The 23,403-nt window shown below is 53.1% G+C and carries 27 protein-coding genes; 20 read left to right on the forward strand and 7 right to left on the reverse strand.

Features of this window, described 5'->3' with window-relative positions; translation table 11 throughout:
• The first annotated feature begins 44 nt into the window (after positions 1 to 44).
• Entirely contained in the window at positions 45 to 821 is a 777-nt protein-coding gene (locus HC231_RS02070; protein ID WP_208231189.1) for an ABC transporter ATP-binding protein, read from the forward strand.
• Positions 822 to 1,035: 214 nt separating this feature from the next.
• Positions 1,036 to 1,605, forward strand: a complete 570-nt coding sequence (gene ppiA / locus HC231_RS02075) for a peptidylprolyl isomerase A (RefSeq protein WP_208229525.1) — start codon at positions 1,036 to 1,038, stop codon at positions 1,603 to 1,605.
• 200 nt (positions 1,606 to 1,805) lie between these two features.
• Here ppiA and crp read toward each other — a convergent pair whose 3' ends face one another.
• Positions 1,806 to 2,438, reverse strand: coding sequence for a cAMP-activated global transcriptional regulator CRP (crp, locus tag HC231_RS02080; RefSeq protein ID WP_004090925.1), 633 nt, complete (start codon positions 2,436 to 2,438; stop codon positions 1,806 to 1,808).
• A 320-nt stretch (positions 2,439 to 2,758) separates the two neighbouring features.
• On the opposite strand from crp, the gene HC231_RS02085 reads away from it, so the two are divergent.
• Positions 2,759 to 3,166: an OsmC family protein gene (locus HC231_RS02085; RefSeq protein ID WP_208229526.1), complete on the forward strand. Its 408-nt coding sequence runs from the start codon at positions 2,759 to 2,761 to the stop codon at positions 3,164 to 3,166.
• A gap of 98 nt (positions 3,167 to 3,264) precedes the next feature.
• Here the strand turns inward: HC231_RS02085 and xopJ are convergent, their stop codons facing one another.
• The 4 genes from xopJ to HC231_RS02105 form a co-directional block, all read right to left on the reverse strand.
• Entirely contained in the window at positions 3,265 to 4,329 is a 1,065-nt protein-coding gene (xopJ, locus tag HC231_RS02090; protein ID WP_208229527.1) for a YopJ family type III secretion system effector XopJ, read from the reverse strand.
• A 245-nt stretch (positions 4,330 to 4,574) separates the two neighbouring features.
• On the reverse strand, positions 4,575 to 5,444 hold the full coding sequence (locus tag HC231_RS02095) for a phosphoribulokinase (protein WP_208229528.1): 870 nt from the start codon (positions 5,442 to 5,444) through the stop codon (positions 4,575 to 4,577).
• A gap of 52 nt (positions 5,445 to 5,496) precedes the next feature.
• Positions 5,497 to 5,733 (reverse strand): YheU family protein, encoded by a 237-nt coding sequence (locus tag HC231_RS02100; RefSeq protein ID WP_208229529.1) that lies wholly within the window; start codon positions 5,731 to 5,733, stop codon positions 5,497 to 5,499.
• Positions 5,702 to 6,709 (reverse strand): hydrolase, encoded by a 1,008-nt coding sequence (locus tag HC231_RS02105; RefSeq protein ID WP_208229530.1) that lies wholly within the window; start codon positions 6,707 to 6,709, stop codon positions 5,702 to 5,704. Before HC231_RS02105 ends, HC231_RS02100 begins: the two co-directional genes overlap by 32 nt.
• Before the next feature lie 139 nt (positions 6,710 to 6,848).
• Between HC231_RS02105 and HC231_RS02110 the strand changes: the two genes are divergently transcribed.
• Positions 6,849 to 7,451, forward strand: coding sequence for a LysE family translocator (locus HC231_RS02110; protein ID WP_208229531.1), 603 nt, complete (start codon positions 6,849 to 6,851; stop codon positions 7,449 to 7,451).
• 287 nt (positions 7,452 to 7,738) lie between these two features.
• Here the strand turns inward: HC231_RS02110 and HC231_RS02115 are convergent, their stop codons facing one another.
• Positions 7,739 to 9,652 carry an ABC transporter ATP-binding protein gene (locus HC231_RS02115; protein ID WP_208229532.1) on the reverse strand — a complete coding sequence of 638 codons (1,914 nt, stop codon included), beginning with the start codon at positions 9,650 to 9,652 and terminating at the stop codon, positions 7,739 to 7,741.
• A gap of 128 nt (positions 9,653 to 9,780) precedes the next feature.
• On the opposite strand from HC231_RS02115, the gene kefG reads away from it, so the two are divergent.
• The 6 genes from kefG to slyD all read left to right on the forward strand — a co-directional run bounded on the left by kefG (position 9,781) and on the right by slyD (position 14,989).
• On the forward strand, positions 9,781 to 10,332 hold the full coding sequence (kefG, locus tag HC231_RS02120; protein WP_208231190.1) for a glutathione-regulated potassium-efflux system ancillary protein KefG: 552 nt from the start codon (positions 9,781 to 9,783) through the stop codon (positions 10,330 to 10,332).
• 1 nt (position 10,333) lies between these two features.
• Positions 10,334 to 12,142: a glutathione-regulated potassium-efflux system protein KefB gene (kefB, locus tag HC231_RS02125; protein WP_208229533.1), complete on the forward strand. Its 1,809-nt coding sequence runs from the start codon at positions 10,334 to 10,336 to the stop codon at positions 12,140 to 12,142.
• Between the two features lie 29 nt (positions 12,143 to 12,171).
• Positions 12,172 to 12,366 carry a YheV family putative zinc ribbon protein gene (locus HC231_RS02130; RefSeq protein ID WP_208229534.1) on the forward strand — a complete coding sequence of 65 codons (195 nt, stop codon included), beginning with the start codon at positions 12,172 to 12,174 and terminating at the stop codon, positions 12,364 to 12,366.
• A 236-nt stretch (positions 12,367 to 12,602) separates the two neighbouring features.
• Positions 12,603 to 12,758, forward strand: a complete 156-nt coding sequence (locus HC231_RS02135) for a hypothetical protein (protein WP_208229535.1) — start codon at positions 12,603 to 12,605, stop codon at positions 12,756 to 12,758.
• Positions 12,751 to 13,992: an MFS transporter gene (locus HC231_RS02140; protein WP_208229536.1), complete on the forward strand. Its 1,242-nt coding sequence runs from the start codon at positions 12,751 to 12,753 to the stop codon at positions 13,990 to 13,992. Before HC231_RS02135 ends, HC231_RS02140 begins: the two co-directional genes overlap by 8 nt.
• A 430-nt stretch (positions 13,993 to 14,422) precedes the next feature.
• Positions 14,423 to 14,989 carry a peptidylprolyl isomerase gene (slyD, locus tag HC231_RS02145; RefSeq protein WP_208229537.1) on the forward strand — a complete coding sequence of 189 codons (567 nt, stop codon included), beginning with the start codon at positions 14,423 to 14,425 and terminating at the stop codon, positions 14,987 to 14,989.
• Positions 14,990 to 15,105: 116 nt separating this feature from the next.
• On the opposite strand, the gene HC231_RS02150 is transcribed toward slyD, so the two are convergent.
• A complete protein-coding gene (locus HC231_RS02150) occupies positions 15,106 to 15,324 on the reverse strand; it encodes a SlyX family protein (protein WP_208229538.1) in 219 nt (72 codons plus the stop codon).
• Positions 15,325 to 15,602: 278 nt separating this feature from the next.
• Here HC231_RS02150 and fkpA point away from each other — a divergent pair, with 278 nt between their 5' ends.
• The 10 genes from fkpA to bfd all read left to right on the forward strand — a co-directional run bounded on the left by fkpA (position 15,603) and on the right by bfd (position 23,336).
• Positions 15,603 to 16,421 (forward strand): FKBP-type peptidyl-prolyl cis-trans isomerase, encoded by an 819-nt coding sequence (fkpA, locus tag HC231_RS02155; RefSeq protein WP_208229539.1) that lies wholly within the window; start codon positions 15,603 to 15,605, stop codon positions 16,419 to 16,421.
• A 188-nt stretch (positions 16,422 to 16,609) separates the two neighbouring features.
• Positions 16,610 to 17,332: a helix-turn-helix transcriptional regulator gene (locus HC231_RS02160; RefSeq protein WP_208229540.1), complete on the forward strand. Its 723-nt coding sequence runs from the start codon at positions 16,610 to 16,612 to the stop codon at positions 17,330 to 17,332.
• Complete coding sequence (gene tusD / locus HC231_RS02165) at positions 17,332 to 17,721, forward strand: sulfurtransferase complex subunit TusD (RefSeq protein WP_208229541.1); 390 nt, start codon at positions 17,332 to 17,334, stop codon at positions 17,719 to 17,721. Before HC231_RS02160 ends, tusD begins: the two co-directional genes overlap by 1 nt.
• A 20-nt stretch (positions 17,722 to 17,741) precedes the next feature.
• Entirely contained in the window at positions 17,742 to 18,101 is a 360-nt protein-coding gene (gene tusC, locus HC231_RS02170) for a sulfurtransferase complex subunit TusC (protein ID WP_208229542.1), read from the forward strand.
• A 24-nt stretch (positions 18,102 to 18,125) separates the two neighbouring features.
• A complete protein-coding gene (tusB, locus tag HC231_RS02175; protein ID WP_208229543.1) occupies positions 18,126 to 18,413 on the forward strand; it encodes a sulfurtransferase complex subunit TusB in 288 nt (95 codons plus the stop codon).
• Positions 18,414 to 18,544: 131 nt separating this feature from the next.
• Complete coding sequence (rpsL, locus tag HC231_RS02180) at positions 18,545 to 18,919, forward strand: 30S ribosomal protein S12 (RefSeq protein WP_009111197.1); 375 nt, start codon at positions 18,545 to 18,547, stop codon at positions 18,917 to 18,919.
• A 96-nt stretch (positions 18,920 to 19,015) separates the two neighbouring features.
• Positions 19,016 to 19,486, forward strand: coding sequence for a 30S ribosomal protein S7 (gene rpsG, locus HC231_RS02185; protein ID WP_009111198.1), 471 nt, complete (start codon positions 19,016 to 19,018; stop codon positions 19,484 to 19,486).
• 92 nt (positions 19,487 to 19,578) lie between these two features.
• A complete protein-coding gene (gene fusA / locus HC231_RS02190) occupies positions 19,579 to 21,687 on the forward strand; it encodes an elongation factor G (protein WP_208229544.1) in 2,109 nt (702 codons plus the stop codon).
• A gap of 69 nt (positions 21,688 to 21,756) precedes the next feature.
• A complete protein-coding gene (tuf, locus tag HC231_RS02195) occupies positions 21,757 to 22,941 on the forward strand; it encodes an elongation factor Tu (RefSeq protein WP_208229545.1) in 1,185 nt (394 codons plus the stop codon).
• Positions 22,942 to 23,141: 200 nt separating this feature from the next.
• Positions 23,142 to 23,336 carry a bacterioferritin-associated ferredoxin gene (gene bfd, locus HC231_RS02200; protein ID WP_208231191.1) on the forward strand — a complete coding sequence of 65 codons (195 nt, stop codon included), beginning with the start codon at positions 23,142 to 23,144 and terminating at the stop codon, positions 23,334 to 23,336.
• The last annotated feature ends 67 nt before the right edge of the window (positions 23,337 to 23,403 follow it).

Consider the following 23,403-nt stretch of genomic DNA (forward strand, 5'->3'; position numbering starts at 1 on the left):
CTGCAACCATTTATCCGGACCGGCCTGCGGGATCAGACAGGCCGATGATTGAAGTGAACGGCCTTAATCTGTCTTTCGGTCAAGGAAGCGCGCAGAATCAGGTGCTGTATGACGTTAATCTCACCGTTAATGACGGAGAGATTTTCGGTTTGGTCGGGGAATCCGGCTCAGGAAAAACAACCGTGCTGAAATGCTTGGCCGGGTTGTTTAATCACTGGCGGGGCGACTTGCTGATTGATGGCCAGCCGCTGGCGCATCGCATCGATCAGGCCCGCTGCCGCCGGGTGCAAATGGTTTTTCAGGATCCTTATGGTTCGCTGCATCCGCGCCATACGGTGGAAACCATTCTTGAAGAGCCGCTGCTGATCCACCGTTTCTCCGACCGGGATCGGCGTATTGATGCGCTGCTGGAGAAAGTCGGGTTAGGGACGTCGTTCCGCCGCCGCTATCCTCATCAGCTGTCCGGCGGACAGCGCCAGCGCGTCGCCATCGCCCGCGCGTTGATTCTGGAGCCGCGGGTGCTGCTGTTGGACGAGCCGACCTCGGCGTTGGATGTCTCGGTGCAGGCGGAAATCCTCAATCTACTGGTTGAGCTACAGCAGCAGGAGAAATTAACCTATCTGCTGGTAACCCACGATCTGGGGGTGATTTCCCATCTGTGCCATAAAGTAGCGGTGATGCAGTATGGCCGGATATTGGAAACGCTGGGTATCGGCGATTTAACCCGCGATACGCCGAAGAATGCCTATACCGCCATGCTGGTGGACGCCAGCCGCCGGTATAGCCGCGATCTGGCGGTTCGCTCGGAGCGTATGGGCTGATTTTCTTCACCGCAGCCGGCAATAAAATGGGGAGGACTGGCTTTACCGCCGGTCCTTTTCGCATCATAAGCGGAGTAAGAACCTATCTTGCGTTTAACAATTGGTTAAGGTAGGTAATCTATACGTAAAAAAAGGTAAATGGGTAGCGCTAAGGAGTATGGATATTTACAATCACTACGCTTTCTGTAGGCGGTTTTTTCAAAAAGGGATCCTCATGCTCAAACGTACTCTGGTTGCCGCGGCGGCCTTTATTTCACTTACGGCTTTTTCCCCAGTGTTCGCCGCCAGCGGCGTAACGCATGTTTTGCTGACTACTTCGGCAGGAAACATTGAACTGGCATTAGATAATCAAAAAGCGCCGGTTTCGGTGAAAAATTTTGTCGAGTACGTTAATAGCGGTTTTTATAACGGGACGACGTTCCATCGCGTTATCCCCGGCTTCATGATTCAGGGCGGCGGTTTTACCGCTGATATGAAGCAGAAAGCGACTAACCCGGCGATCGTCAATGAAGCGGATAACGGGTTACGCAATCTGCGCGGCACCATTTCGATGGCGCGTACGGCGGAAAAAGACAGCGCGACCAGTCAGTTCTTTATTAACGTGGCCGACAATGCGTTTCTCGATCATGGCCAGCGCGATTTTGGCTATGCGGTGTTTGGTAAAGTTGTCAAGGGCATGGATGTGGCGGACAAAATTGCTCAGGTGCAGACGGAAAACGTCGGCCCTTATCAGAATGTGCCGACCAAACCGATCGTGATCCAATCGGCGAAAGTGCTGCCTTGATGCATATTCCGGGATAGTTTCTTATTCCCAACCGATAACATGGGCGAGTTCAAATAATTCGCCCAGGGTGATGGCGATTTTCATTTGTTTTATTAATTATTCGCTTTGAATAATTATATTATCGCTAATAAATATATCGGATAAAAAAAGCGTGAGATAAGTCTCACGCTTTTTTGTTGTAGGGGTAATGGGGTGGTGATTTAACGCGTACCGTAAACCACAATGGTTTTACCATGTGCGGAGATCAGGTTCTGGTCTTCTAACATTTTAAGTATCCGCCCCACGGTTTCACGCGAACAGCCAACGATCTGACCAATTTCCTGACGAGTGATTTTTATTTGCATGCCATCAGGGTGGGTCATGGCATCCGGTTGTTTCGCCAGATTTAGTAATGTCTGGGCGATACGTCCCGTTACGTCAAGGAAGGCCAGGTTACCGACTTTCTCTGAAGTTACCTGCAGTCTGCTGGCCATCTGAGCGGACAGACGCATCAGAATATCAGGATTAACCTGAATCAGCTGTCGAAACTTTTTATAAGAAATTTCAGCAACTTCACAAGCAGTTTTCGCCCGGACCCAGGCGCTGCGCTCCTGACCTTCTTCAAACAGGCCAAGCTCGCCGATAAAATCCCCCTGATTCAGATAAGAGAGAATCATTTCTTTGCCTTCTTCATCTTTGATCAGCACTGCGACGGAGCCTTTCACGATGTAGTAAAGCGTCTCTGCTTTTTCACCTTGGTGAATAAGCGTACTCTTCGATGGGTACTTGTGGATATGGCAATGAGAAAGGAACCATTCGAGAGTTGGGTCTGTTTGCGGTTTGCCGAGAACCATTCGATATCATCCTCTGTTGTCAGTCACTGCGCAAATCACAGGGCTCAGAGTTCCCTGTACGGCGTATTTACTGTTAAAAAGTTCAAATTCAGTGTAGGCAGAACGACGTCAGGGAATATACTGGAACCTTCTATCTGGCGACGTCATCATCTCCCTGGCATCTGAGTTTGCCCAGAATAAGGAAGTTCTGTTCTTGTTTTTAACACAGCTTGAAGGATGTGTCTTGTATTGTCTCACTTCAGCATGATAAAGCTCTGGTTATAAGATGATTTTGTACAGTAACGATATAAATATTCAAAAATTTTTTAGCGGAGGGCACCATGCAGGCTCGAGTGAAGTGGGTTGAAGGCTTAACATTCCTTTGCGAATCAGCCTCCGGACATCAGGTTTTAATGGATGGAAATTCGGGGGATAAAGCGCCAAGCCCGATGGAAATGGTATTGATGTCGATTGGCGGATGCAGTGCGATCGATGTGGTATCAATACTGCAAAAAGGACGTAACGACGTTGCCGACTGTGAGGTTAAGCTGACGTCGGAGCGGAGAACGGAATCCCCTCGTCTGTTTACCCATATCAACCTGCATTTTATCGTGACGGGCAAAGGCTTGACGGATAAAGCCGTGGAGCGTGCGGTTGCGCTGTCGGCGGAGCGGTATTGTTCGGTGGCGCTGATGCTGGGCAAATCGGTGGAGGTGACCCACAGCCACGAAGTGATTGATATTCTATAAAAATAGAGAAAGCGATTTTTTAAACATTACAGGCGGCAAGCATGCGGCCTGTAATGTCCCTGCGCGAATATCGGCATTCGCGATTGACGCTAGCGCGATCATGAGGCGTTTTCTACGGCTTTTCGTATTTTGTGCATGCGCGATGCTTCAATTGACATGCTGTAACTCAAGTTTTCGCGATGGACGCGAAAAGCCTGTACGCGCTCCGACAGCGTTTCATGCGGGCTATCTCGGTTAGTGCTGACGTTTCTGTCGCGGAGGTCGGGCTGCGAATCAAGCACCTCCTCGACAATGGCTCGCGAATGCGAATGTTTGAAGAAAATAGCGGGAAGTATCTCTTTTCCTTCAATGTATTCCAGACCGGTCATGCTGTGATAGCTTGTCGCCGACGTGCCGAGCCGCGGTTCGTTATTTTTGAGATTATCGTGCAGGTCGTCAAAGAAGCTGTCTTTCTGGTAGGCATTCAACGCAAAGTTCAAACTGAATATGACGCAATCCTGCATGGATTTTTGAGCTTCGGTTTGGATCACCGCTAATTTAACGTCGTCGTCGAATTGCCTTTGTATGCCCCGGTGAAGAGAATAATAACCCGGCATGGAGTGAAAACTCTCATCATCGATGGGACGAAAAGCAACGCTGGGCTCCAGCGCGATCAAGGTTTTCTGACCGTCGTCGTGCGTTCTGATATCGATGGCGAAATGATGACGTGAATTCGGCGCCGCTTTTAATATGGCCCGCCATGCCGAGGCGTCGGCGTCCCTGAGTTCGTCGAGAAAGTCTTCCTGTGACGAAAAGTATTTCAAATTGAGGCTGGAAAAACGATCGTTGTAGGTATTTACCAAGGTTCTGATATTTCCAATATCAAGATTGGTGATTTCAACCGTTGTTTGGCTTGAGCTGGCCTGCTCCAACGTTCTCCTGGCGTAATGGGCCAGTTCGGGGTTGGAGTAGGAGAGGGACGCCATATTCAACGCATTGGACAACGCTCTGGCCTTTTCCGCCGCCCGTTCAGGGAGATGATCAAAATCAGGCGGGTTGCTTGCCCCGTAAGAGGATGTCTGTTCGGGAGAGGGCGGCCGGTAATAATCGTCTTGATTATAGGGATTAAAGCCATAATTGTAGGGCGGTAAACCGCCGCTGGGTTTCGATGCGTTAACACCCATGAGAAACTCCTTTTTAATTAAAAAGCGATAGGTAAATTAAAAAGATGGGTGACCGTATCATCGAGTGAGTTCCCAGCGGAATGTAAAAATGGGACGGAGCATAACCATTTCTGAGTCGACGCAGGCCTGGCGGCGGCTGTTTCCAATGCCGATTTCCGGCTGATGACGGCGAAAGCGCGATGGAAGGAAGGCGGCGTTTCGCGTCGGGATGGCGGCGATGACCTTTTCGGCGCTCGCCGCAAAGGCTAGTTGATTTCCCGCCCTTCCAGCAGCCGCTGCACCAGCGGCGCCATAATTAACTCCATCGCCAATCCCATTTTCCCGCCCGGTACAACCAGGGTGTTGATATGGGAAATAAACGATCCCTGCAGCATCGCCAGCAGGTAGGGGTAGTCGATATTATCCAGCCCCTGAAAATGGATCACCACGAAACTCTCGTCCAGCGATGGAATGGATTTGGCCGCAAACGGGTTGGAGGTATCAACCGTCGGCACGCGCTGGAAATTAATATGGGTACGGGAAAACTGCGGCGTAATGTAGGAGATGTAATCCTCCATGGAGCGCACCACCGAATCCATCACCGCCTCACGCGAGTGGCCGCGTTCGTTCACGTCACGCATCAGTTTTTGAATCCATTCCAGATTGACGATCGGCACCACGCCCACCAGTAAGTCGACATGTTGCGCCACGTTATGCTGGTCGGTGACAACGCCGCCGTGCAGCCCTTCATAAAACAGTACGTCGGTCGGTTCCGGCATCGGCTCCCACGGCGTGAACGTGCCGGGAACCTGATTGTAGGGAATGGCTTCATCATAGGTATGAAGATATTTACGGGTTTTGCCGCGCCCGTGCCGGCCATATTCGATGAAGGATTGCTCCAGCAGACTGAAATCGTTGGCTTCCGGGCCAAAGTAGCTGATATGACGGCCGAGATCCCGCGCCTTACGAATTTCCATATCCATTTCCGGCCGGGTATAACGGTGGAAGCTGTCGCCTTCAAGCTGGGCGGCCCGAATTTTCAACTGCTGAAAAATCTTATGGAATGCCAGACTGGTTGTTGTGGTTCCCGCACCGCTGGAGCCTGTAACTGCAATAATCGGATGCTTATGCGACATAAGACGATGTACTCCGTTAATGGTGGCATTTGCTCTGGCGCCCGGCTGGCGCTTAACGCTGGTGATATTCGCCGGCGTTAAACTGGCTGCGCGGCATGATGTTGATCGTTTCATGCAGTTCAGACCATACCAGAACGACATCGCCTGATTCCAGTTGCCGGCGCACATCGGCAACCTTCTGTTGCAGCGTGCGTTCTTGCTCGCCGTAATCCGTTCCTTCCCGCAGTACGAAAGATTCGATGAGATTTTCCAATGTTTCAGGTTCGAGCTGTTGCCAGGGAATGATCACAATGTTTGTCCAGAAATTGAGTGAGCCAGGCCGGAATACGCTTTTCAAGCCACATTTCCGGTTTTAATAGCGTTCCGACGACAAAGCCGACATGCCCGCCATAGTCGGTTAGTTGATATTCAATATTAGCGGGTAGCCGGGATAGATCCGGGATGACGTCCTCAGTCATAAACGGATCGTCTTTGGATTGAATGATCAGCAAGGGTTTACGTACGCTGGGAAGCAACGGCAATGCGCTGCAGCGGCGGTAATAATCCGCCGCATCGGTAAAACCGTGGAGACGGGCGGTGATGAGATCGTCGAACTCGCGCAGCCGCCTGATCTTTTTGAGCGCCGTAAGCGGAACGGGCAGGCTTCCCGGATAAGCGGCGAGTTTGCGGGCGGCGTTTTGTTTGAGCGAATGCAGCAGATAGTACTGGTAGACGCGGGAGAAGCCGCGCTCTATTCGCCGGCAGCAGGGTTCGAGCATCAGCGGCGCGGAGACGATGACCGCCGCCGACAGCGGACAGGCGTCGCCCTGCCGTCCTAACAGGCACGCCAGCATATTGCCGCCCAGCGAAATGCCGATCGCCGCCGTGGGAACGTCTCCGAACGTCTCTTTCATCCAGCGCAGCAGATAACCGGCATCTTCGGTTTCGCCCGAGTGGTAAATACGCTTCATCCGGTTGGGTTTGCCGCTGCATCCGCGAAAGTGCATCAGCACCGCCAGCCAGCCGTGTTGCCGGCAGGCGTACAACAGACCATGGGCATAAGGGCTATGAAAGTTGCCCTCCAGGCCGTGGAACAGTACGACGCGCGGTTTGTTCCGCGCCAGCTCCGGGTTTTCGCTCCAGGCCAGGTCGACAAAATCCCCGTCCGGGAGTTCAAGCCGCTGCCAGAACGGTTCGAGTTGCGCACGGCGCCGCACCAGACGGGGGAGCAGCGTTTGCAGATGGGGATTACGGGCGCCGGTGAGCGGGCGAAAAACGTCATACATAATGTGAATAAAAATATTGTTGTCTGGCCTTGTGCGATCAATATCACACTGTTAGCTTCGATACTGCCGTTTAACAATCAATTTATTACCAACTCCAACTATACCGCAAAAATGCTTTAGGGTGAGGAGCGCCCGTTACATGGAATTAAGTCTGTTTCTGTCGATGTTAGGTTTTCTCTGGGTCGCCGCGATTACGCCGGGTCCGAACAATATGTTATTGACGACATCCGGGGCCAATTTTGGTTTTTTCCGCTCTCTGTGGTTGATGCTGGGCATCATCTTCGGCATGCAGAGTATTTTATTGCTGGTGGCGTTTGGCGTCGGCGGCCTGATCCTGCTCTATCCTTCGTTGCATTTCGCGCTTAAGGTGCTCGGCAGTTTGTACTTGCTTTGGCTGGCGTGGAAAATCGCCACCGCGGCTTATGAAAAGCTGGAAACGCTGGACGCGCCGCCGCAGCCGATCCGGTTTTATCAGGGGTGGTTGCTGCAATTTCTTAATCCCAAAGCCTGGCTGATGGGATTGGGGGCGGTGGCCAGCTTTAGCCTGCCGGGGAAGGAGTACCACCATTCGGTGGTGGCGATAAGTATCGGCATCGTGCTGGTGAACCTGGTCGCCGGCGTGATATGGCTGGGATTCGGCACGCTGATCGGCCGTCTGTTGCGCAGTAAAAAAGCCTGGATCATTTTCAATGTCTCGATGGGGATACTGACGGCGGCCTGTGTATTGCTGATTTGGCGTTAAAACTCAGCCGCCGGCCGATATATCCTTCATTTTTCAAGCCGCAGGCGCGTTGGCTACGCTTAATTACCCGGCTCATCCACGGTTCCCGCTCATCCGGGGCCGGCGGCGGCGTTCAAATTTGCTCCAGACGGATTCGTCACCCGAACCGCTTAACCGGAGTTAGCTCATCGGGATGAATGAGAGATATCCTGCCTCTCAGCGAAAGGCAGCCGAATTCGTCACGCGCTTGCCGCGTTGCCGGAATCTATTGGGTATAGTCTGCCTATCGGCCTGTATCAGCAGAAACGCTAGGACGAGAGCTGCTGGTTCATTCGCTCCAACCGCTCTTGCGCGTCAAGCCACGCCGTTTCGGCCTCTTCCAAATCCGCCTTCGTCTTTATCTGCTGTTGCAAACAGTCGGTAAGTTCGGCTTTGCGGCTGGCATCATAAAGCCCGGTGTCCGCCAGTTTGGCCTCAATGGCTTCCAACTGCGTTCCCAGTTTTTCCATCTGCTGCTCAAGCTGGGAGATTTGTTTACGCAAGGGCTGCGTCTGGGCTCTCAGTTCGGCTTCTCGCCGCTTCTGCTCTTTTCTGGCCTGAGCGCTATTGGCGGCGTTTTCTTTGGGTTCGTCGTTGGCGGCGCCCTCCTGGCGTTGTCTATCCACCAGCCATTGCTGATAATCCTCCAGATCGCCATCAAAAGGCTCCACCTTCCGGTCATGGACCAGATAGAGATCGTCGGTGGTGGAACGGATCAGATGCCGGTCGTGCGATACCACCACCAATGCGCCTTCAAAATCGATCAGCGCTTCCGTTAGCGCCTGCCGCATATCGAGATCCAGGTGGTTGGTGGGTTCATCCAGCAGCAACAGATTCGGCCGCTGCCAGACGATGAGCGCCAGCACCAGCCGGGCTTTTTCCCCGCCTGAGAAGCGTTCGGTGATTTCCGTCACCTTGTCGCCCTGAAAACCGAAGCCGCCAAGGTAATCGCGCAGCTGCTGTTCGGTTTCCCGTTCCGCCAGGCGCGCCATATGTTGTAACGGCGATTCATCGGCGCGCAGAAACTCCAACTGGTGCTGGGCGAAATAACCCAGCTTCACGCCTTTAGACAGACCGATTTCACCCTGAATGGGCGCCAGCGTACCGGCCAGCAGTTTGATCAGCGTCGATTTCCCGGCGCCATTGTGACCCAGCAGCCCGATGCGCGAACCGGGAACCAGATTCAGCTTGATCGATTCCAGAATCAGTTTGTCGCCGTAACCAGCGCTGACTTTTTCCATTCTCAGCAGGGGATTCGGCAGCGACTCCGGCGCGCGAAAACTGAAACGAAATGGATTATCCACGTGGGCGGGAGCAATCATTTCCATGCGTTCCAGCATTTTTATCCGGCTTTGCGCCTGCTTGGCTTTGGTCGCCTTGGCTCGGAAGCGGTCGATATAGTGTTGCAGGTGCGCGACGCGTTCCTGCTGATGTTCATATAACGACTGCTGCTGCGCCAGCCGCGTGGCCCGCTGCTGTTCGAAAGAGGTGTAGTTGCCGGTGTATTCGTTAAGCGTCTGTTGCTCTATGTGCAATATTTTATTGACGATGGGATCGAGGAAATCGCGATCGTGCGAAATCAGCACCAGTGTGCCAGGGTAGCTTTTCAGCCATTTCTCCAGCCAGATCACCGCATCCAAATCCAGGTGGTTGGTGGGTTCGTCAAGCAGCAGCAGATCGGAACGGCAGATTAACGCCTGCGCCAGGTTGAGACGCATGCGCCAGCCGCCGGAAAAGGCGCTGACGGGCTGCTGTAACTGCGATTGGGTAAAACCGAGCCCGTTAAGCAAACTGGCGGCTCTGGCCTGAACAGTCCAGGCTTGAATGGCATCCAGCTTGCCGTGCAGCGTGGCGATGGCGTGGCCGTCGTTATTTTCGTTGGCGAGTTGCAGCTCGGCTTCAAGCTGGCGGAATTCCCGATCGCCGTCAATGACATAATCAATGGCCGGGACGTCCAGCGCCGGCGTTTCCTGATTGACCCAGGCCAATGCCCAGCCCTGGGGAAACGTGGCGCTGCCGCCGTCGGCGCTGATTTCACCCTTCAGTAATGCCAACAGGGTAGATTTGCCACAGCCGTTCTTACCCACTAAACCGACTTTCTGTCCAGGGTTGATGGCCGCCGTTGCATTGTCCAACAGAACATGTACACCACGTCGAATTTGCAGCGAGGAGAAAACAATCATAAAGCGCCATATGTTCAGAGTATGTTAAATTATTGACTTGATGCCAGGACCATTGCGTCCTGTTTTTTAGTCGTTGCGCTGCATGGTAACGGAAAACGGCAACCATGACGACGCTTTGGAGGGGAATGATGTCGCAGCCACCCAAGATTCTGCTGCTGTATGCCCATCCGGAATCACAGGACTCGGTGGCGAACCGGGTTTTACTGCAACCGGCACAACAATTGGACAATGTCACCGTACACGATTTGTATGCGCATTATCCTGATTTTTTTATCGATATTTATCATGAACAACAGCTATTGCGCGAGCATCAGGTCATTGTGTTTCAACACCCGCTTTATACCTATAGTTGTCCCGCTTTATTGAAAGAGTGGCTCGATCGCGTGTTATCGCGCGGTTTCGCCAATGGCGTCGGCGGCAACGCGCTGGCGGGAAAACATTGGCGATCGGTGATTACCACCGGGGAGCCGGAGGAAGCCTACCGGAACGGCGGTAAGAACCACTATCCGATGGAGGTTTTTTTGCGTCCGTTTGAGATGACCGCCGCACTGTGCCGAATGCACTGGGTTAAACCGATGATTGTTTACTGGGCGCGCCGTTTGCCGCCTGATGTGCTGTCCGCGCAGGCGCTGGCCTATGCTCAATGGTTGGCTTCTCCCTTCTCTCACGAGGAACGCTGATATGGAAAGTTCTACATTGCTTACCGCAGGCGTTCTGTTTCTGTTTGTGGCGGTGGTCGCGGTGCCGATTGCCGCGCGTCTGGGGATCGGCGCGGTATTGGGTTATCTGATCGCCGGGATCGCCATCGGTCCCTGGGGGCTAGGGTTTATCCGCGATGTCGACGCGATTCTGCATTTTTCTGAACTCGGCGTCGTTTTTCTGATGTTTATCATCGGGTTGGAGCTGAATCCGAAAAAACTGTGGACGCTGCGGCGCTCCATTTTTGGCGTCGGCGCCGCGCAGGTCGGGTTGAGCACGCTGGTATTGGGCGGCGTGCTTTATTTGACGGACTTCTCCTGGCAGTCGGCGCTGATTGGCGGGATAGGATTGGCGATGTCGTCGACGGCGATGGCGTTGCAACTGATGCGTGAAAAAGGGATGAACCGCAGCGAATCCGGGCAGTTGGGTTTCTCCGTCCTGTTGTTTCAGGACTTGGCGGTGATACCGGCGCTGGCGCTGGTTCCCATTCTGGCGGGCGCTCAGGGCGAGATTGATGACTGGAATCAGGTTGCCCTCAAGGTCGCGGCGTTCGCCGGCATGCTGATCGGCGGACGTTATCTGGTGCGTCCGCTGTTTCGTTTTATCGCCGCCTCCGGCGTGCGCGAAGTCTTTACCGCCGCGGCTCTGCTTTTAGTGTTGGGCTCGGCGCTCTTCATGGAAGCGCTGGGTTTTTCGATGGCGCTCGGCACCTTTATTGCGGGCGTGCTGTTAGCTGAAAGCGAATATCGGCATGAACTGGAAATCGCCATTGAACCGTTTAAAGGGCTGCTGCTGGGACTGTTCTTTATTTCCGTCGGCATGGCGTTAAACCTCGGCGTTCTCTATGTTCATATCGTGAAAGTGCTGATTGCCGTACTGATACTGGTGGCGGTAAAAGGCACCGTACTCTATGTGCTGGCCCGCATTAACCGCATGCGCCGATCGGAACGTCTACAGTTTGCCGGCGTATTAAGCCAGGGCGGCGAGTTTGCGTTTGTGCTGTTTTCCGCCGCTTCGACGTACAAAGTCCTGCAGGGCGATCAACTGCCGCTGCTGCTGGTGGCGGTGACGCTGTCGATGATGACTACGCCGCTATTGATGCAGCTTATCGACCGTATTTTGACTCGCCGCTATAACACATTGGAAGTGCCTGACGAAAAACCTTACGTTGCCGATGATGAGCCACAGGTGATAGTGGTGGGATTCGGACGCTTCGGACAGGTGATCGGCCGCCTGCTGATGGCAAACAAAATGCGCATTACGGTGCTGGAGCGCGATATCAGCGCCGTCAGTCTGATGCGCAGTTATGGTTATAAAGTATACTATGGCGATGCGACTGAGCTGGAGCTGTTGCGTTCGGCAGGGGCGGAGAAGGCTCAGTCGATCGTCATCACCTGTAACACGCCGGAAGATACGATGGCGATAGTGCATCTATGCCAGCAGCATTTTCCTCATCTGGAAATTCTGGCGCGGGCGCGAGGCCGCGTTGAAGCGCATGAGCTTTTGCAGGCGGGGGTCAGCCATTTTTCCCGTGAAACGTTCTCCAGCGCGTTGGAGTTAGGTCGTAAAGCGCTAATGTCGCTGGGAATGCATCCCCATCAGGCCTATCGCGCCCAGCAGCATTTTCGCCGTCTGGACATGCGGATGCTGCGGGAACTGATGCCGCAATTACAAAGCGATGTGGCGCAAATATCCCGCGTGAAGGAAGCCCGGCGCGAACTGGAAGACATTTTTCAACGGGAAATACAGCACGAGCGTCGCCGGCAGGACGACTGGGATGATTTTGAATAACGCCTAACCTGAAAATAGGTCGGAACAATATGCGTAAACGCTTTATTGCCGGGGCGATCTGCCCTAAATGTCAAACGCAGGATACGCTGGCCGTCGGGCGTGAAAATCAGACGGAAATGGTTGTCTGCGTAAAGTGCGGCTATCAGCAAAGCCGAACGGATGAACCCGTCACGCCGGCGGGCCGATCGGCGAATGAAATTATCGGCATTTTCCATCCGGAGTAGGCCATGTCATTTCATCGCGCCTTACCCATATTTAGCGCCGGTTGATCTGGCGATCGCCCCGCCGTGACGCCGTCAGCGCCGCGGCGGGGAAACTGGGCGCCGCCGTTTCCCGAACTCCGCGTTTTTTTCCTCCCTTCGATATTCCTGATTATCGTCCGTGGTTCATTATCCTCCCGATTGTGTTTAGCGGGAAAAGCATGCTAGGATAAACCCCAACGTTGTAGTTGGAATTCGTCATGAAAAACACTATCCTCATCTATTATGGGTACGGCTCAGGCATCGGCCATGCGGCGGCCCGCCGCTTTGGCAAGGCGGGGCATCCTGTCGTCTTGACCGCAGGCAACGCGCAGCGTCCGCTGGCGACGGTATCGGAGACGGTGAGCCATGTCTAACCAGACTCGCGGCACGGAAGCGGCTGATAACGCTGTCAGCCAGTCGTCTCCGTTTGATCAAAACCACACCGCAACTGGCGGCGGCGTCGCGCTGCTGGTAGCGATCGCGCTGTTCGTGCTGACCCAACTCTATCTGGCAATTCCGCTATTGGAGCATGTCGGTCAGGATTTCAGTCCGGCGTCGCCGGAAGTTGTCACGTTCGCGCTGGCCACCTGCTTCAGTCTGGCCTATGCCGGCGGATTTCTGATCTGGGGGCCGATATCGGACCAGTATGGCCGCCGGTCAGTCATGCTGGTCGGGCTGATCATATTGTCGATCGCCACGCTTGCATGCGCCTTCGCTCCGTCGCTGTCATGGCTGGCGGGGATGCGGGTGGTGCAAGGTCTGGCGGCGTCCAGCTTTGCTCCGATAGCGTTGGCCTATCTTACCGAAGCCGTGCCGGTGCGTTACCGCGCGACCGCTATTGGGGCCATGTCCACGTCTTTTCTCGTCGCGGGCATTTTTGGACAGGTACTCGCCGCGTGGATGGCGTTGCGGTGGAACTGGGGCTGGGTATTCCTGGCGACGGGAATCTGCCTGACGGTCGCGATTCCACTGGTCGCGGCGAAGGTCAAAGAGCCGGCGCGTACCGTCGTCGACGGGCATCTGGGGCATCGCTTCGTGGCTTTGGCGAGCATCGCCGTGCGCCCCGCCGTCTTACTGCTGTCGTGCGCGCACATCACGCTGCTGCTGTCATTCGTCGCCATGTACACGGCGTTGGGGCCGCATCTGGCGGTGCTTGGCCTCGATCCGGCCAAGGTTATCCTACTGCGTTTGATTGGGTTGCCCTGCATGTTCGCGGCGCTGCTGGTCGGGCCGCTGGCCGGCCGGATCGGTATGTTCGGCGTTGCCTGCTGCGGCTACGGGGCCGCAGCCGCGGGCCTGGTTCTGGAGGCGGCGTTGTCGCAATCCCTGACCGGCGTCGCGGTCGGCAACCTGATTTTCGTCACTGGCGTTGCGCTTGCGATCCCGTCGATGATCACGCTTTTTGGCGCCATAGCGGCGCCTAACCGCGGCGGGGGCATGGCCCTCAACGGTTTCATCCTGTTCGTCGGCGCCAGTATCGGCCCGCTCCTCGCGGCTGGCGTACCCAGCTTCGCCACGCTGCTGGTCGGGCTGGCGGTGGCGCTTTTTCTGGCCGCCGCCTGCGTTGCAGGCAGCGCATCGCTGGCCTCATTGGCGAGGAAACCCTGAGCCCAATGCTTTCTTCGCTCTTTCACTCCCGATCGCCTGACGTTGCGCACTGCGTTTGGCTTCGGCGTCCGGCGTTTCTGTGCCGGACGCCGCGGCGGGCAGATGACGAACTTCGGCGGATCCTTTCCGATCTGCGGATGGGAGTTCGAGCCAAACTACTTTTTCCGCTATGATATTACTAATGTTGATGCGCATGACCGTTGGGCGGTTGAGTCCGAAATCGTCCTATTACCCATGTCCGGATATCGCAAGGCGACGCTGAGCTGGGGCTGACGCCGTCTTTATGACAGCGATGCGAAGCCATGATTGTTGAACTCGTTTCTATGTGACGTGAAAAACCGTTCCCGACGTTTTTTTATTCCGGGCGGTACATAGAGATTTTTTTCAGCTACAATTTGCGCCGGTTTGCTTTCCAACGGTAGGAGATATCATGAAAATAGCAAAAGATCTGGTGGTCAGTCTGGCCTATCAGGTACGAACAGAAGACGGTGTATTGGTTGATGAGTCTCCGGTGAGCGCGCCGTTGGACTATCTGCACGGCCATGGCTCGCTGATTTCCGGTCTGGAAAACGCGCTGGAAGGCCGTGCCGTGGGTGACCGTTTTGACGTTAATATCGCGTCTAACGATGCTTATGGTAATTATGATGAAAACCTGGTTCAGCGCGTGCCTAAAGATGTCTTCATGGGCGTAGACGAACTTCAGGTCGGCATGCGTTTCCTGGCTGAAACCGATCAGGGGCCGGTGCCGGTTGAAATTACCGAAGTTGAAGACGATCACGTGGTGGTTGATGGCAACCATATGCTGGCTGGTCAGAACCTGAGCTTCAACGTCGAAGTCGTCGCCATCCGCGAAGCGACTGAGGAAGAGCTGGCGCATGGCCATGTGCACGGCGAGCACGATCATGAACATGGCGACGGCTGCTGCGGCGGTCATGATCACGACCATGAACATGGTAAAGGCGGTTGCGGCGGTCACGGCGGATGCGGTTGCCACTAAATCGTTTGGCCTGGGGCCGTTGAAAACCGCTTTAGGTAAAGGGTAAGTTGGCTTATCCGCTATATCACATCAGGGCAGGGCGATGCGCCGCCCTGATGTTTTTTTATGGCGACTGCCTAATAGTGCGGCGGCGGCGTCTCTTCCGACTGCGGGGCGACTAATGAGGTTTGCTGAGTACGCAGTCTTTCCGTCAACAGGCGCATTTGCTCACGCAGCCGGCTAATTTCCCGCTCGTGTTGGATGATCGTCTGATTCAGCTCTTCAATCGTCAATTCCTGAAAGGCCAACCGGCTTTCCAGCAGTTCGAGCCGCTCTTCAAATAAAGACGGTGACATAGGGTTTTCCTCTTACTTCCGATTTCCCCGTGAGTTTGTCAGAAAGAGGAAACTTCTGGTAGTAAAAACGGTCGGAATAGGGCGCAATAAACAATCTGAAGATCTTTAATCGCTCTTGGCGAAGCGCAAGAGCGGCGTTAAAAAAACGTTCCAAACGTTTTTTTATCAACGGATTGTCGCGTGTGTCGTTGTGTTGTCTTCGTACGCGCAGTTATAGTAGTTGCGAATTTATTTTTAATGATGGCTGGAGCGTGTCGCTCCAGATGCTGGAGAAATGGATGAAATCACTGTTTAAGGTAACGCTGTTAGCAACGACAATGGCTCTGACGCTGAACGCCGGTCAGGTTCTGGCAGCGGAAACGGCGCAGGCGTCTGATACGGCGGCGACAGCCAAATTCAAGAATGATGAACAGGCCGCGGCTTATGCGCTGGGCGCGTCTTTGGGACGTTACATGGATAACTCCCTTAAAGAACAGGAAAAACTGGGCATCAAGCTGGATAAAGATCAACTGATTGCCGGTGTTCAGGATGCGTTTGCCGATAAGAGCAAATTAAGCGACGAAGAAATTGAAAAAACACTGCAGAGTTTCGAAGGCCGCGTTAAAGCGGCGGCTGAAACCAAGATGAAGCAGGATGCGCAGGAAAACGCGGATAAAGGCACCAAGTATCGCGATGCGTTCGCTAAAGAAAAAGGCGTGAAGAAAACCGAATCCGGCCTGTTGTATCAGGTTGAGAAAGAAGGCAGCGGTAGCGCGCCAAAAGATAGCGATACGGTTGTCGTCAACTACAAGGGCGCATTGGTCGATGGTAACGAGTTCGATAACTCCTACAAGCGCGGCGAGCCGCTGTCTTTCCGTCTTGACGGCGTGATCCCCGGCTGGACGGAAGGATTAAAACACGTTAAGAAAGGCGGCAAGATCAAACTGGTCATCCCGCCGGCGCTTGCTTACGGCGAAACCGGCGTTCCCGGGATCCCGGCCAACTCCACGCTCGTTTTTGACGTTGAGCTGCTGGACATCAAATCTGAAGCCGATGTAAAAGCGGCTGATGATGCGAAGGCTGAAAAACCTGCCGCAGAAGAGAAAAGCGCGCAGTAATCCCTTGATTGGATGAAAATCGATAAAAACCGCAGGCAATGTCTGCGGTTTTTTATTGTTCAATAAAGGTGAGTAAGTTCAACGTCTGGAAACGAAACTGTTAATTTCAGGGACGCGCGAGTGGACATTTGCTAGACTGTGTTCCCTGTCAAGACAACAAATAGATGACGTTGAGGATGGTGTTTACCATGTCTAATTCGCTTGTGTCTGGCGAATCTTATGACCTTGATTTGCTGGATGAACGCCCGTTTAGCCAAACGGATTATGAGATCCTGAAATCGTACGAAGCGGTGGTTGATGGCCTGGCCATGTTGATCGGCGAGCACTGTGAAATCGTGCTGCATTCTCTTGACGATCTGAAGTGTTCCGCCGTACGGATTGCCAACGGAGAACATACGGGCAGGAAAATCGGCTCGCCTATTACCGATCTCGCATTACGTATGCTGCATGATATGGCCGGGGAAGACAGCAGCGTTTCGAAGGCTTATTTCACCCGCGCCAAAAGCGGCGTGCTGATGAAATCGGTCACGATCGCCATTCGTAACCGCGAACAGCGGGTGATCGGCTTGCTCTGTATCAATATGAATCTGGACGTGCCTTTTTCTCAGATTGTACAGACGTTTCTTCCTCCTGAGACGCATGAAGTCGCGCCTTCGGTGAACTTTGCTTCATCGGTTGACGATCTTGTCGCGCAAACGCTGGAGTTTTCCATTGAAGAAGTCAATGCGGATCGGAATGTCTCTAATAACGCGAAAAACCGACAAATTGTTCTGAGCCTGTACGAGAAAGGTATTTTTGATATTAAAGATGCGATTAATCAGGTCGCCGAGCGTCTGAATATCTCCAAACATACCGTGTATCTCTATATTCGCCAGTTTAAAAGCGGCGATTTCAGCGGGCACGACCGCTGATGTTGAATTATTGTCTGCTGGTTACCGGCCCGGCTTATGGTACACAGCAAGCGAGCAGCGCTTTGCAGTTTGCGCAGGCGGTATTGGATGAAGGCCACCGGTTGGAAAGCGTCTTCTTTTACCGTGAAGGCGTGTTGAATGCCAATCAATTGACCTCGCCGGCGAATGATGAATTTGATTTGGTGCGCGCTTGGCAACGGATGGGGCAGGAACATCAGGTAGCGCTGAATGTCTGTGTCGCCGCCGCGTTGCGCCGCGGGGTCACCGATCAGCAACAGGCCGAGCAGTTAAGGCTGGGGCCGGCGAATTTGCAGGATGGTTTTACCTTAAGCGGCCTTGGAGAACTGGCGCGATCCGTTCTGACTTGCGATCGGGTCATGCAGTTTTAATACGATTTCAGGGCGGCGTCATGAAGCATATCGCATTTGTTTTTACTCATTCTCCTCACGGCAGCGCGTCCGGCCGCGAAGGGCTGGATGCGCTGCTGGCGATGTCTGCTCTGACGGAAGATATCGGCGTCTTCTTTATCGGCGATGGCGTATTGCAACTACTGCCAGGGCAGCAGCCGGAAAAAATTTTGATGCGTGACTATATAGCGACGTTTGGCGTGCTGCCGCTGTATGACGTCGAACGTTGCTATGTATGCGCGGAGTCTCTTCGGCAACGCGGCATTGATTTAGATACCGACTGGGTTCTGGACGTCGAGCTTTTATCCCCTGAAGCACTAAGACTCCGATTGGCTGATTACCACTCGGTACTCTCATTTTAGCGTTGGCGGCGAGTGTTTTTATCTATGTTACATACGCTTTCCCATTCTCCTTATCACTGCGACATTGACGCGCTTCTGCGCTGTCTGGGGCCAGACGACGCGGTGGTGCTATTGCAGGACGGCGTTATCGCCGCGCTGGCTGACACCGACGTGGCAAAACGATTCCTTAACGCCGCCGTTCCTCTTTATGCTTTGAAAAATGATGCGGACGCCAGGGGATTGACTGAACGAATTTCAGGCAATGTTTCATTAATTGACTATAATCAGTTCGTACAATTGACGGTTAAATACCCTAAACAGCTGGCTTGGTAACGCTGAATTTTTGTATATTTCTTGACTCCTTTCTCAGCCAGCCCTAAAATTCTGCGTCCTCATACTTTGCCCTGCGCAAGTACGAGACGATTTATTACGTGTTTACGAAGCAAAAACCAGGAGCTTTTTTAATGGCAACAATTAACCAGCTGGTACGCAAGCCACGCGCCCTGAAGGTTGTTAAAAGCAACGTTCCCGCGCTGGAAGCATGCCCGCAGAAACGTGGCGTATGTACTCGCGTATATACTACCACTCCTAAAAAACCGAACTCCGCACTGCGTAAAGTATGCCGCGTTCGTTTAACTAACGGTTTTGAAGTTACCTCCTATATCGGTGGTGAAGGTCATAACCTGCAGGAACACTCAGTGATCCTGATCCGTGGCGGTCGTGTTAAAGACCTGCCAGGTGTTCGTTACCACACCGTTCGTGGCGCGCTGGACTGCTCTGGTGTTAAAGACCGTAAGCAATCCCGTTCCAAGTACGGCGTGAAGAAGCCAAAGGCTTAATGGTTCTCCGTTAAGTAAGGCCAAACGTTTTAACTTAAATGTCAAACTAAACTCGTAGAGTTTTGGACAATCCTGAATTAACAACGGAGTATTTCCATGCCACGTCGTCGCGTCATTGGTCAACGTAAAATCCTGCCGGATCCTAAGTTCGGATCAGAGCTGTTGGCCAAATTTGTAAATATCCTGATGGTAGATGGTAAAAAATCTACCGCCGAAGCAATCGTCTATACCGCGCTGGAGACCCTGGCTCAGCGTTCTGGTAAAGACCACCTGGAAGCTTTTGAAGTAGCTCTGGACAACGTTCGTCCGACTGTCGAAGTTAAGTCGCGTCGCGTTGGCGGTTCTACTTACCAGGTGCCAGTAGAAGTCCGTCCGGTTCGCCGCAATGCCCTGGCAATGCGTTGGATCGTTGAAGCTGCTCGTAAACGCGGTGATAAATCCATGGCTCTGCGCCTGGCGAACGAACTTTCTGATGCAGCAGAAAATAAAGGTACTGCTGTTAAGAAACGTGAAGACGTTCACCGTATGGCTGAAGCCAACAAGGCGTTCGCTCACTACCGTTGGTAATACCTTCGCTGTAGTTATGCTAACCAGGCGGGCGCTTCAAAGCCAACCCGCTTGGGTTACTAATTGAACGCCCTAGGATATAGAGGAAACAAATGGCTCGTACAACACCTATTGCACGCTACCGCAATATCGGTATCAGTGCACACATCGACGCCGGTAAAACCACCACGACTGAACGTATTCTGTTCTACACGGGTGTGAACCATAAAATCGGTGAAGTTCATGATGGCGCAGCTACCATGGACTGGATGGCGCAGGAGCAGGAGCGTGGGATCACCATTACTTCTGCTGCGACGACTGCTTTTTGGTCTGGTATGGCCAAGCAGTATGAACCCCATCGTATCAACATCATCGACACCCCGGGACACGTTGACTTCACTATCGAAGTAGAACGTTCCATGCGTGTTCTTGATGGTGCAGTAATGGTTTACTGCGCAGTCGGTGGCGTTCAGCCGCAGTCTGAAACCGTATGGCGTCAGGCGAATAAATATAAAGTGCCGCGCATTGCGTTCGTTAACAAAATGGACCGCATGGGTGCGAACTTCCTGAAAGTGGTTGGCCAGATCAAAACCCGCTTGGGCGCGAATCCGGTACCGCTGCAGTTAGCTATTGGCGCTGAAGAACACTTCACCGGCGTTGTAGACCTGGTGAAAATGAAAGCTATCAACTGGAATGAAGCCGATCAGGGCATCACCTTCACTTATGAAGATATTCCGGCTGATATGCAGGATCTGGCTCAGGAATGGCACCAGAATCTGGTTGAGTCCGCGGCTGAAGCTTCTGAAGAGCTGATGGACAAATACCTGGGCGGTGAAGAACTGTCCGAAGAAGAAATCAAAAAAGCATTGCGTCAGCGCGTTCTGAACAACGAAATCATTCTGGTTACTTGTGGTTCCGCGTTCAAGAACAAAGGCGTACAGGCAATGCTGGATGCCGTTATCGAGTATCTGCCGGCTCCGACCGATGTACCTGCTATCAAGGGTATTTTGGACGACGGTAAAGACACTCCGGCTGAGCGTCATTCTGACGATAAAGAACCGTTTGCTGCGTTGGCGTTCAAAATCGCCACCGACCCGTTTGTGGGTAACCTGACGTTCTTCCGCGTTTACTCCGGTGTGGTTAACTCCGGCGATACAGTGCTGAACTCAGTAAAAGCTCAGCGCGAACGTTTCGGTCGTATCGTTCAGATGCACGCCAACAAACGTGAAGAGATCAAAGAAGTTCGCGCGGGCGATATTGCTGCGGCAATCGGCCTGAAAGATGTGACCACTGGCGATACGCTGTGCGATCCGGATCACGCGATTATTCTGGAACGTATGGAATTCCCTGAACCGGTTATTTCCATCGCGGTAGAACCTAAAACCAAAGCCGACCAGGAAAAAATGGGTCTGGCTCTGGGACGTTTGGCGAAAGAAGACCCGTCTTTCCGCGTATGGACAGACGAAGAATCTAACCAGACGATCATCGCCGGTATGGGCGAGCTGCACCTGGAAATCATCGTTGACCGTATGCGTCGCGAGTTCAACGTAGAAGCCAACATCGGTAAACCTCAGGTTGCTTACCGTGAAACCATCCGCGATACCGTTAAGGATGTGGAAGGGAAACACGCGAAACAGTCTGGTGGCCGCGGTCAGTACGGTCATGTCGTTATCGACATGTATCCGCTGGAGCCGGGTGGCGCTGGTTACGAATTCGTCAACGAAATCAAGGGTGGTGTTATTCCTGGCGAATACATCCCTGCCGTTGACAAAGGTATTCAGGAACAGCTGAAATCAGGTCCTCTGGCCGGTTATCCGGTAGTAGACTTGGGCGTTCGTCTGCATTTCGGTTCTTACCACGATGTCGACTCCTCTGAATTGGCGTTTAAACTGGCAGCATCAATCGCGTTTAAAGAAGCGTTTAAACGTGCTAAGCCGGTTCTGCTGGAACCCGTCATGAAAGTGGAAGTTGAAACGCCTGAAGACTACATGGGTGATGTAATCGGTGACTTGAACCGTCGCCGCGGTATCATCGAAGGTATGGAAGATACCGCTACAGGTAAGACTATTCGTGCCCAGGTACCGTTATCCGAAATGTTTGGGTATGCTACCGATCTGCGTTCGCAGACTCAGGGTCGTGCTTCTTACTCCATGGAGTTCCTGAAGTACGCTGAAGCGCCGAACAACGTGGCTCAGGCCGTTATTGAAGCCCGTAGTAAATAATCCGGGTTTAACACATTGAACCGTGCTCTCTCTCCATAGGGGGAGAGCATTAGAGTAAGGAATATCGCCGTGTCTAAAGAAAAATTTGAACGTACAAAACCCCACCTTAACGTCGGTACTATCGGCCACGTTGACCATGGTAAAACAACGCTGACTGCAGCGATCACCACCGTGCTGGCTAAAACCTACGGCGGCGCCGCTCGTGCATTCGATCAGATCGATAACGCGCCGGAAGAAAAAGCCCGTGGTATCACCATCAACACGTCTCACGTTGAATACGATACCCCGACTCGCCACTACGCGCACGTTGACTGCCCGGGACACGCCGACTATGTGAAAAACATGATCACCGGCGCTGCGCAGATGGACGGCGCTATCCTGGTTGTTGCCGCGACCGACGGCCCGATGCCGCAGACTCGTGAGCACATCCTGCTGGGTCGTCAGGTTGGCGTTCCTTACATCATCGTGTTCCTGAACAAATGTGACATGGTTGATGATGAAGAACTGCTGGAACTGGTTGAGATGGAAGTGCGTGAACTGCTGTCTCAGTATGAATTCCCGGGCGACGATACGCCGGTTATCCGTGGTTCTGCGCTGAAAGCGCTGGAAGGCGACGCCGAGTGGGAAGCGAAAATCATCGAACTGGCTAACGCCCTGGATACTTATATCCCGGAACCGGAACGTGCTATCGACAAGCCGTTCCTGCTGCCGATCGAAGACGTATTCTCCATCTCCGGTCGTGGTACGGTTGTTACCGGTCGTGTAGAACGCGGTATCATCAAAGTTGGCGACGAAGTTGAAATCGTCGGCATCAAAGACACCACGAAAACCACTTGTACCGGCGTGGAAATGTTCCGCAAACTGCTGGACGAAGGCCGTGCGGGCGAGAACGTGGGCGTTCTGCTGCGTGGTACCAAACGTGATGACGTTGAGCGTGGTCAGGTACTGGCTAAACCAGGTTCAATCAAGCCGCATACGCAGTTTGAATCTGAAGTGTATATCCTGAGCAAAGATGAAGGCGGCCGTCATACTCCGTTCTTCAAAGGCTACCGTCCGCAGTTCTACTTCCGTACAACTGACGTAACGGGCACCATCGAACTGCCGGAAGGCGTGGAAATGGTAATGCCGGGTGATAACGTGAAGATGGTTGTTACTCTGATTGCGCCAATCGCAATGGATGACGGTCTGCGTTTCGCTATCCGTGAAGGCGGTCGTACCGTTGGCGCGGGCGTTGTTGCTAAAGTTATCGCTTAATCGCTGATTAACGACTAAAGCATAAAAAAGGCACTTCGGTGCCTTTTTTTACGCCCGTCGTCACAAATCTAAATTGAAATAAAAAGCATTCCTATTTACAATAAGACAATAAAAATCGCTGGGAGCGAATTTAAGCACCGTCTGCTGCGGCCCTAAGGGTAATAGGCCGGATAGCCGGCATAAAAATGAGTTGCTCTGGTATGTATGTTTGCTTGTGTAATGCCGTTTCAGATAAAGCGATCCGCAAAGCAGTTCGTCAGCATCAACCTCGGTCCATGCAGCAGTTACGTAAGTTAGTTCCGATAGGAACGGATTGCGGCAAGTGTATTCGACAAGCGAGGGATATATTTGAAGATGAACGATCTCAACTTATTGATATGTATGAAGTAGCATAAAATGTAGGGTCTTTCTTTGACTCTCTGCTTACCGGTTCTACACTTTAAGAACTGGAGCGGAGGAGCG

This window comes from Brenneria izadpanahii (assembly GCF_017569925.1).
Classification (GTDB): Bacteria; Pseudomonadota; Gammaproteobacteria; order Enterobacterales; family Enterobacteriaceae; genus Brenneria; species Brenneria izadpanahii.

What these genes read in the sequence shown, in the direction of transcription:
- HC231_RS02070 (WP_208231189.1), top strand. Translation starts at nt 45, where the DNA reads ATGATTGAAGTGAACGGCCTTAATCTGTCTTTCGGTCAAGGAAGCGCG.
- ppiA (WP_208229525.1), top strand. Translation starts at nt 1,036, where the DNA reads ATGCTCAAACGTACTCTGGTTGCCGCGGCGGCCTTTATTTCACTTACG.
- crp (WP_004090925.1), bottom strand. Translation starts at nt 2,438, where the DNA reads ATGGTTCTCGGCAAACCGCAAACAGACCCAACTCTCGAATGGTTCCTT.
- HC231_RS02085 (WP_208229526.1), top strand. Translation starts at nt 2,759, where the DNA reads ATGCAGGCTCGAGTGAAGTGGGTTGAAGGCTTAACATTCCTTTGCGAA.
- xopJ (WP_208229527.1), bottom strand. Translation starts at nt 4,329, where the DNA reads ATGGGTGTTAACGCATCGAAACCCAGCGGCGGTTTACCGCCCTACAAT.
- HC231_RS02095 (WP_208229528.1), bottom strand. Translation starts at nt 5,444, where the DNA reads ATGTCGCATAAGCATCCGATTATTGCAGTTACAGGCTCCAGCGGTGCG.
- HC231_RS02105 (WP_208229530.1), bottom strand. Translation starts at nt 6,709, where the DNA reads ATGTATGACGTTTTTCGCCCGCTCACCGGCGCCCGTAATCCCCATCTG.
- HC231_RS02110 (WP_208229531.1), top strand. Translation starts at nt 6,849, where the DNA reads ATGGAATTAAGTCTGTTTCTGTCGATGTTAGGTTTTCTCTGGGTCGCC.
- HC231_RS02115 (WP_208229532.1), bottom strand. Translation starts at nt 9,652, where the DNA reads ATGATTGTTTTCTCCTCGCTGCAAATTCGACGTGGTGTACATGTTCTG.
- kefG (WP_208231190.1), top strand. Translation starts at nt 9,781, where the DNA reads ATGTCGCAGCCACCCAAGATTCTGCTGCTGTATGCCCATCCGGAATCA.
- kefB (WP_208229533.1), top strand. Translation starts at nt 10,334, where the DNA reads ATGGAAAGTTCTACATTGCTTACCGCAGGCGTTCTGTTTCTGTTTGTG.
- HC231_RS02130 (WP_208229534.1), top strand. Translation starts at nt 12,172, where the DNA reads ATGCGTAAACGCTTTATTGCCGGGGCGATCTGCCCTAAATGTCAAACG.
- HC231_RS02135 (WP_208229535.1), top strand. Translation starts at nt 12,603, where the DNA reads ATGAAAAACACTATCCTCATCTATTATGGGTACGGCTCAGGCATCGGC.
- HC231_RS02140 (WP_208229536.1), top strand. Translation starts at nt 12,751, where the DNA reads ATGTCTAACCAGACTCGCGGCACGGAAGCGGCTGATAACGCTGTCAGC.
- slyD (WP_208229537.1), top strand. Translation starts at nt 14,423, where the DNA reads ATGAAAATAGCAAAAGATCTGGTGGTCAGTCTGGCCTATCAGGTACGA.
- HC231_RS02150 (WP_208229538.1), bottom strand. Translation starts at nt 15,324, where the DNA reads ATGTCACCGTCTTTATTTGAAGAGCGGCTCGAACTGCTGGAAAGCCGG.
- fkpA (WP_208229539.1), top strand. Translation starts at nt 15,603, where the DNA reads ATGAAATCACTGTTTAAGGTAACGCTGTTAGCAACGACAATGGCTCTG.
- HC231_RS02160 (WP_208229540.1), top strand. Translation starts at nt 16,610, where the DNA reads ATGTCTAATTCGCTTGTGTCTGGCGAATCTTATGACCTTGATTTGCTG.
- tusD (WP_208229541.1), top strand. Translation starts at nt 17,332, where the DNA reads ATGTTGAATTATTGTCTGCTGGTTACCGGCCCGGCTTATGGTACACAG.
- tusC (WP_208229542.1), top strand. Translation starts at nt 17,742, where the DNA reads ATGAAGCATATCGCATTTGTTTTTACTCATTCTCCTCACGGCAGCGCG.
- tusB (WP_208229543.1), top strand. Translation starts at nt 18,126, where the DNA reads ATGTTACATACGCTTTCCCATTCTCCTTATCACTGCGACATTGACGCG.
- rpsL (WP_009111197.1), top strand. Translation starts at nt 18,545, where the DNA reads ATGGCAACAATTAACCAGCTGGTACGCAAGCCACGCGCCCTGAAGGTT.
- rpsG (WP_009111198.1), top strand. Translation starts at nt 19,016, where the DNA reads ATGCCACGTCGTCGCGTCATTGGTCAACGTAAAATCCTGCCGGATCCT.
- fusA (WP_208229544.1), top strand. Translation starts at nt 19,579, where the DNA reads ATGGCTCGTACAACACCTATTGCACGCTACCGCAATATCGGTATCAGT.
- bfd (WP_208231191.1), top strand. Translation starts at nt 23,142, where the DNA reads ATGTATGTTTGCTTGTGTAATGCCGTTTCAGATAAAGCGATCCGCAAA.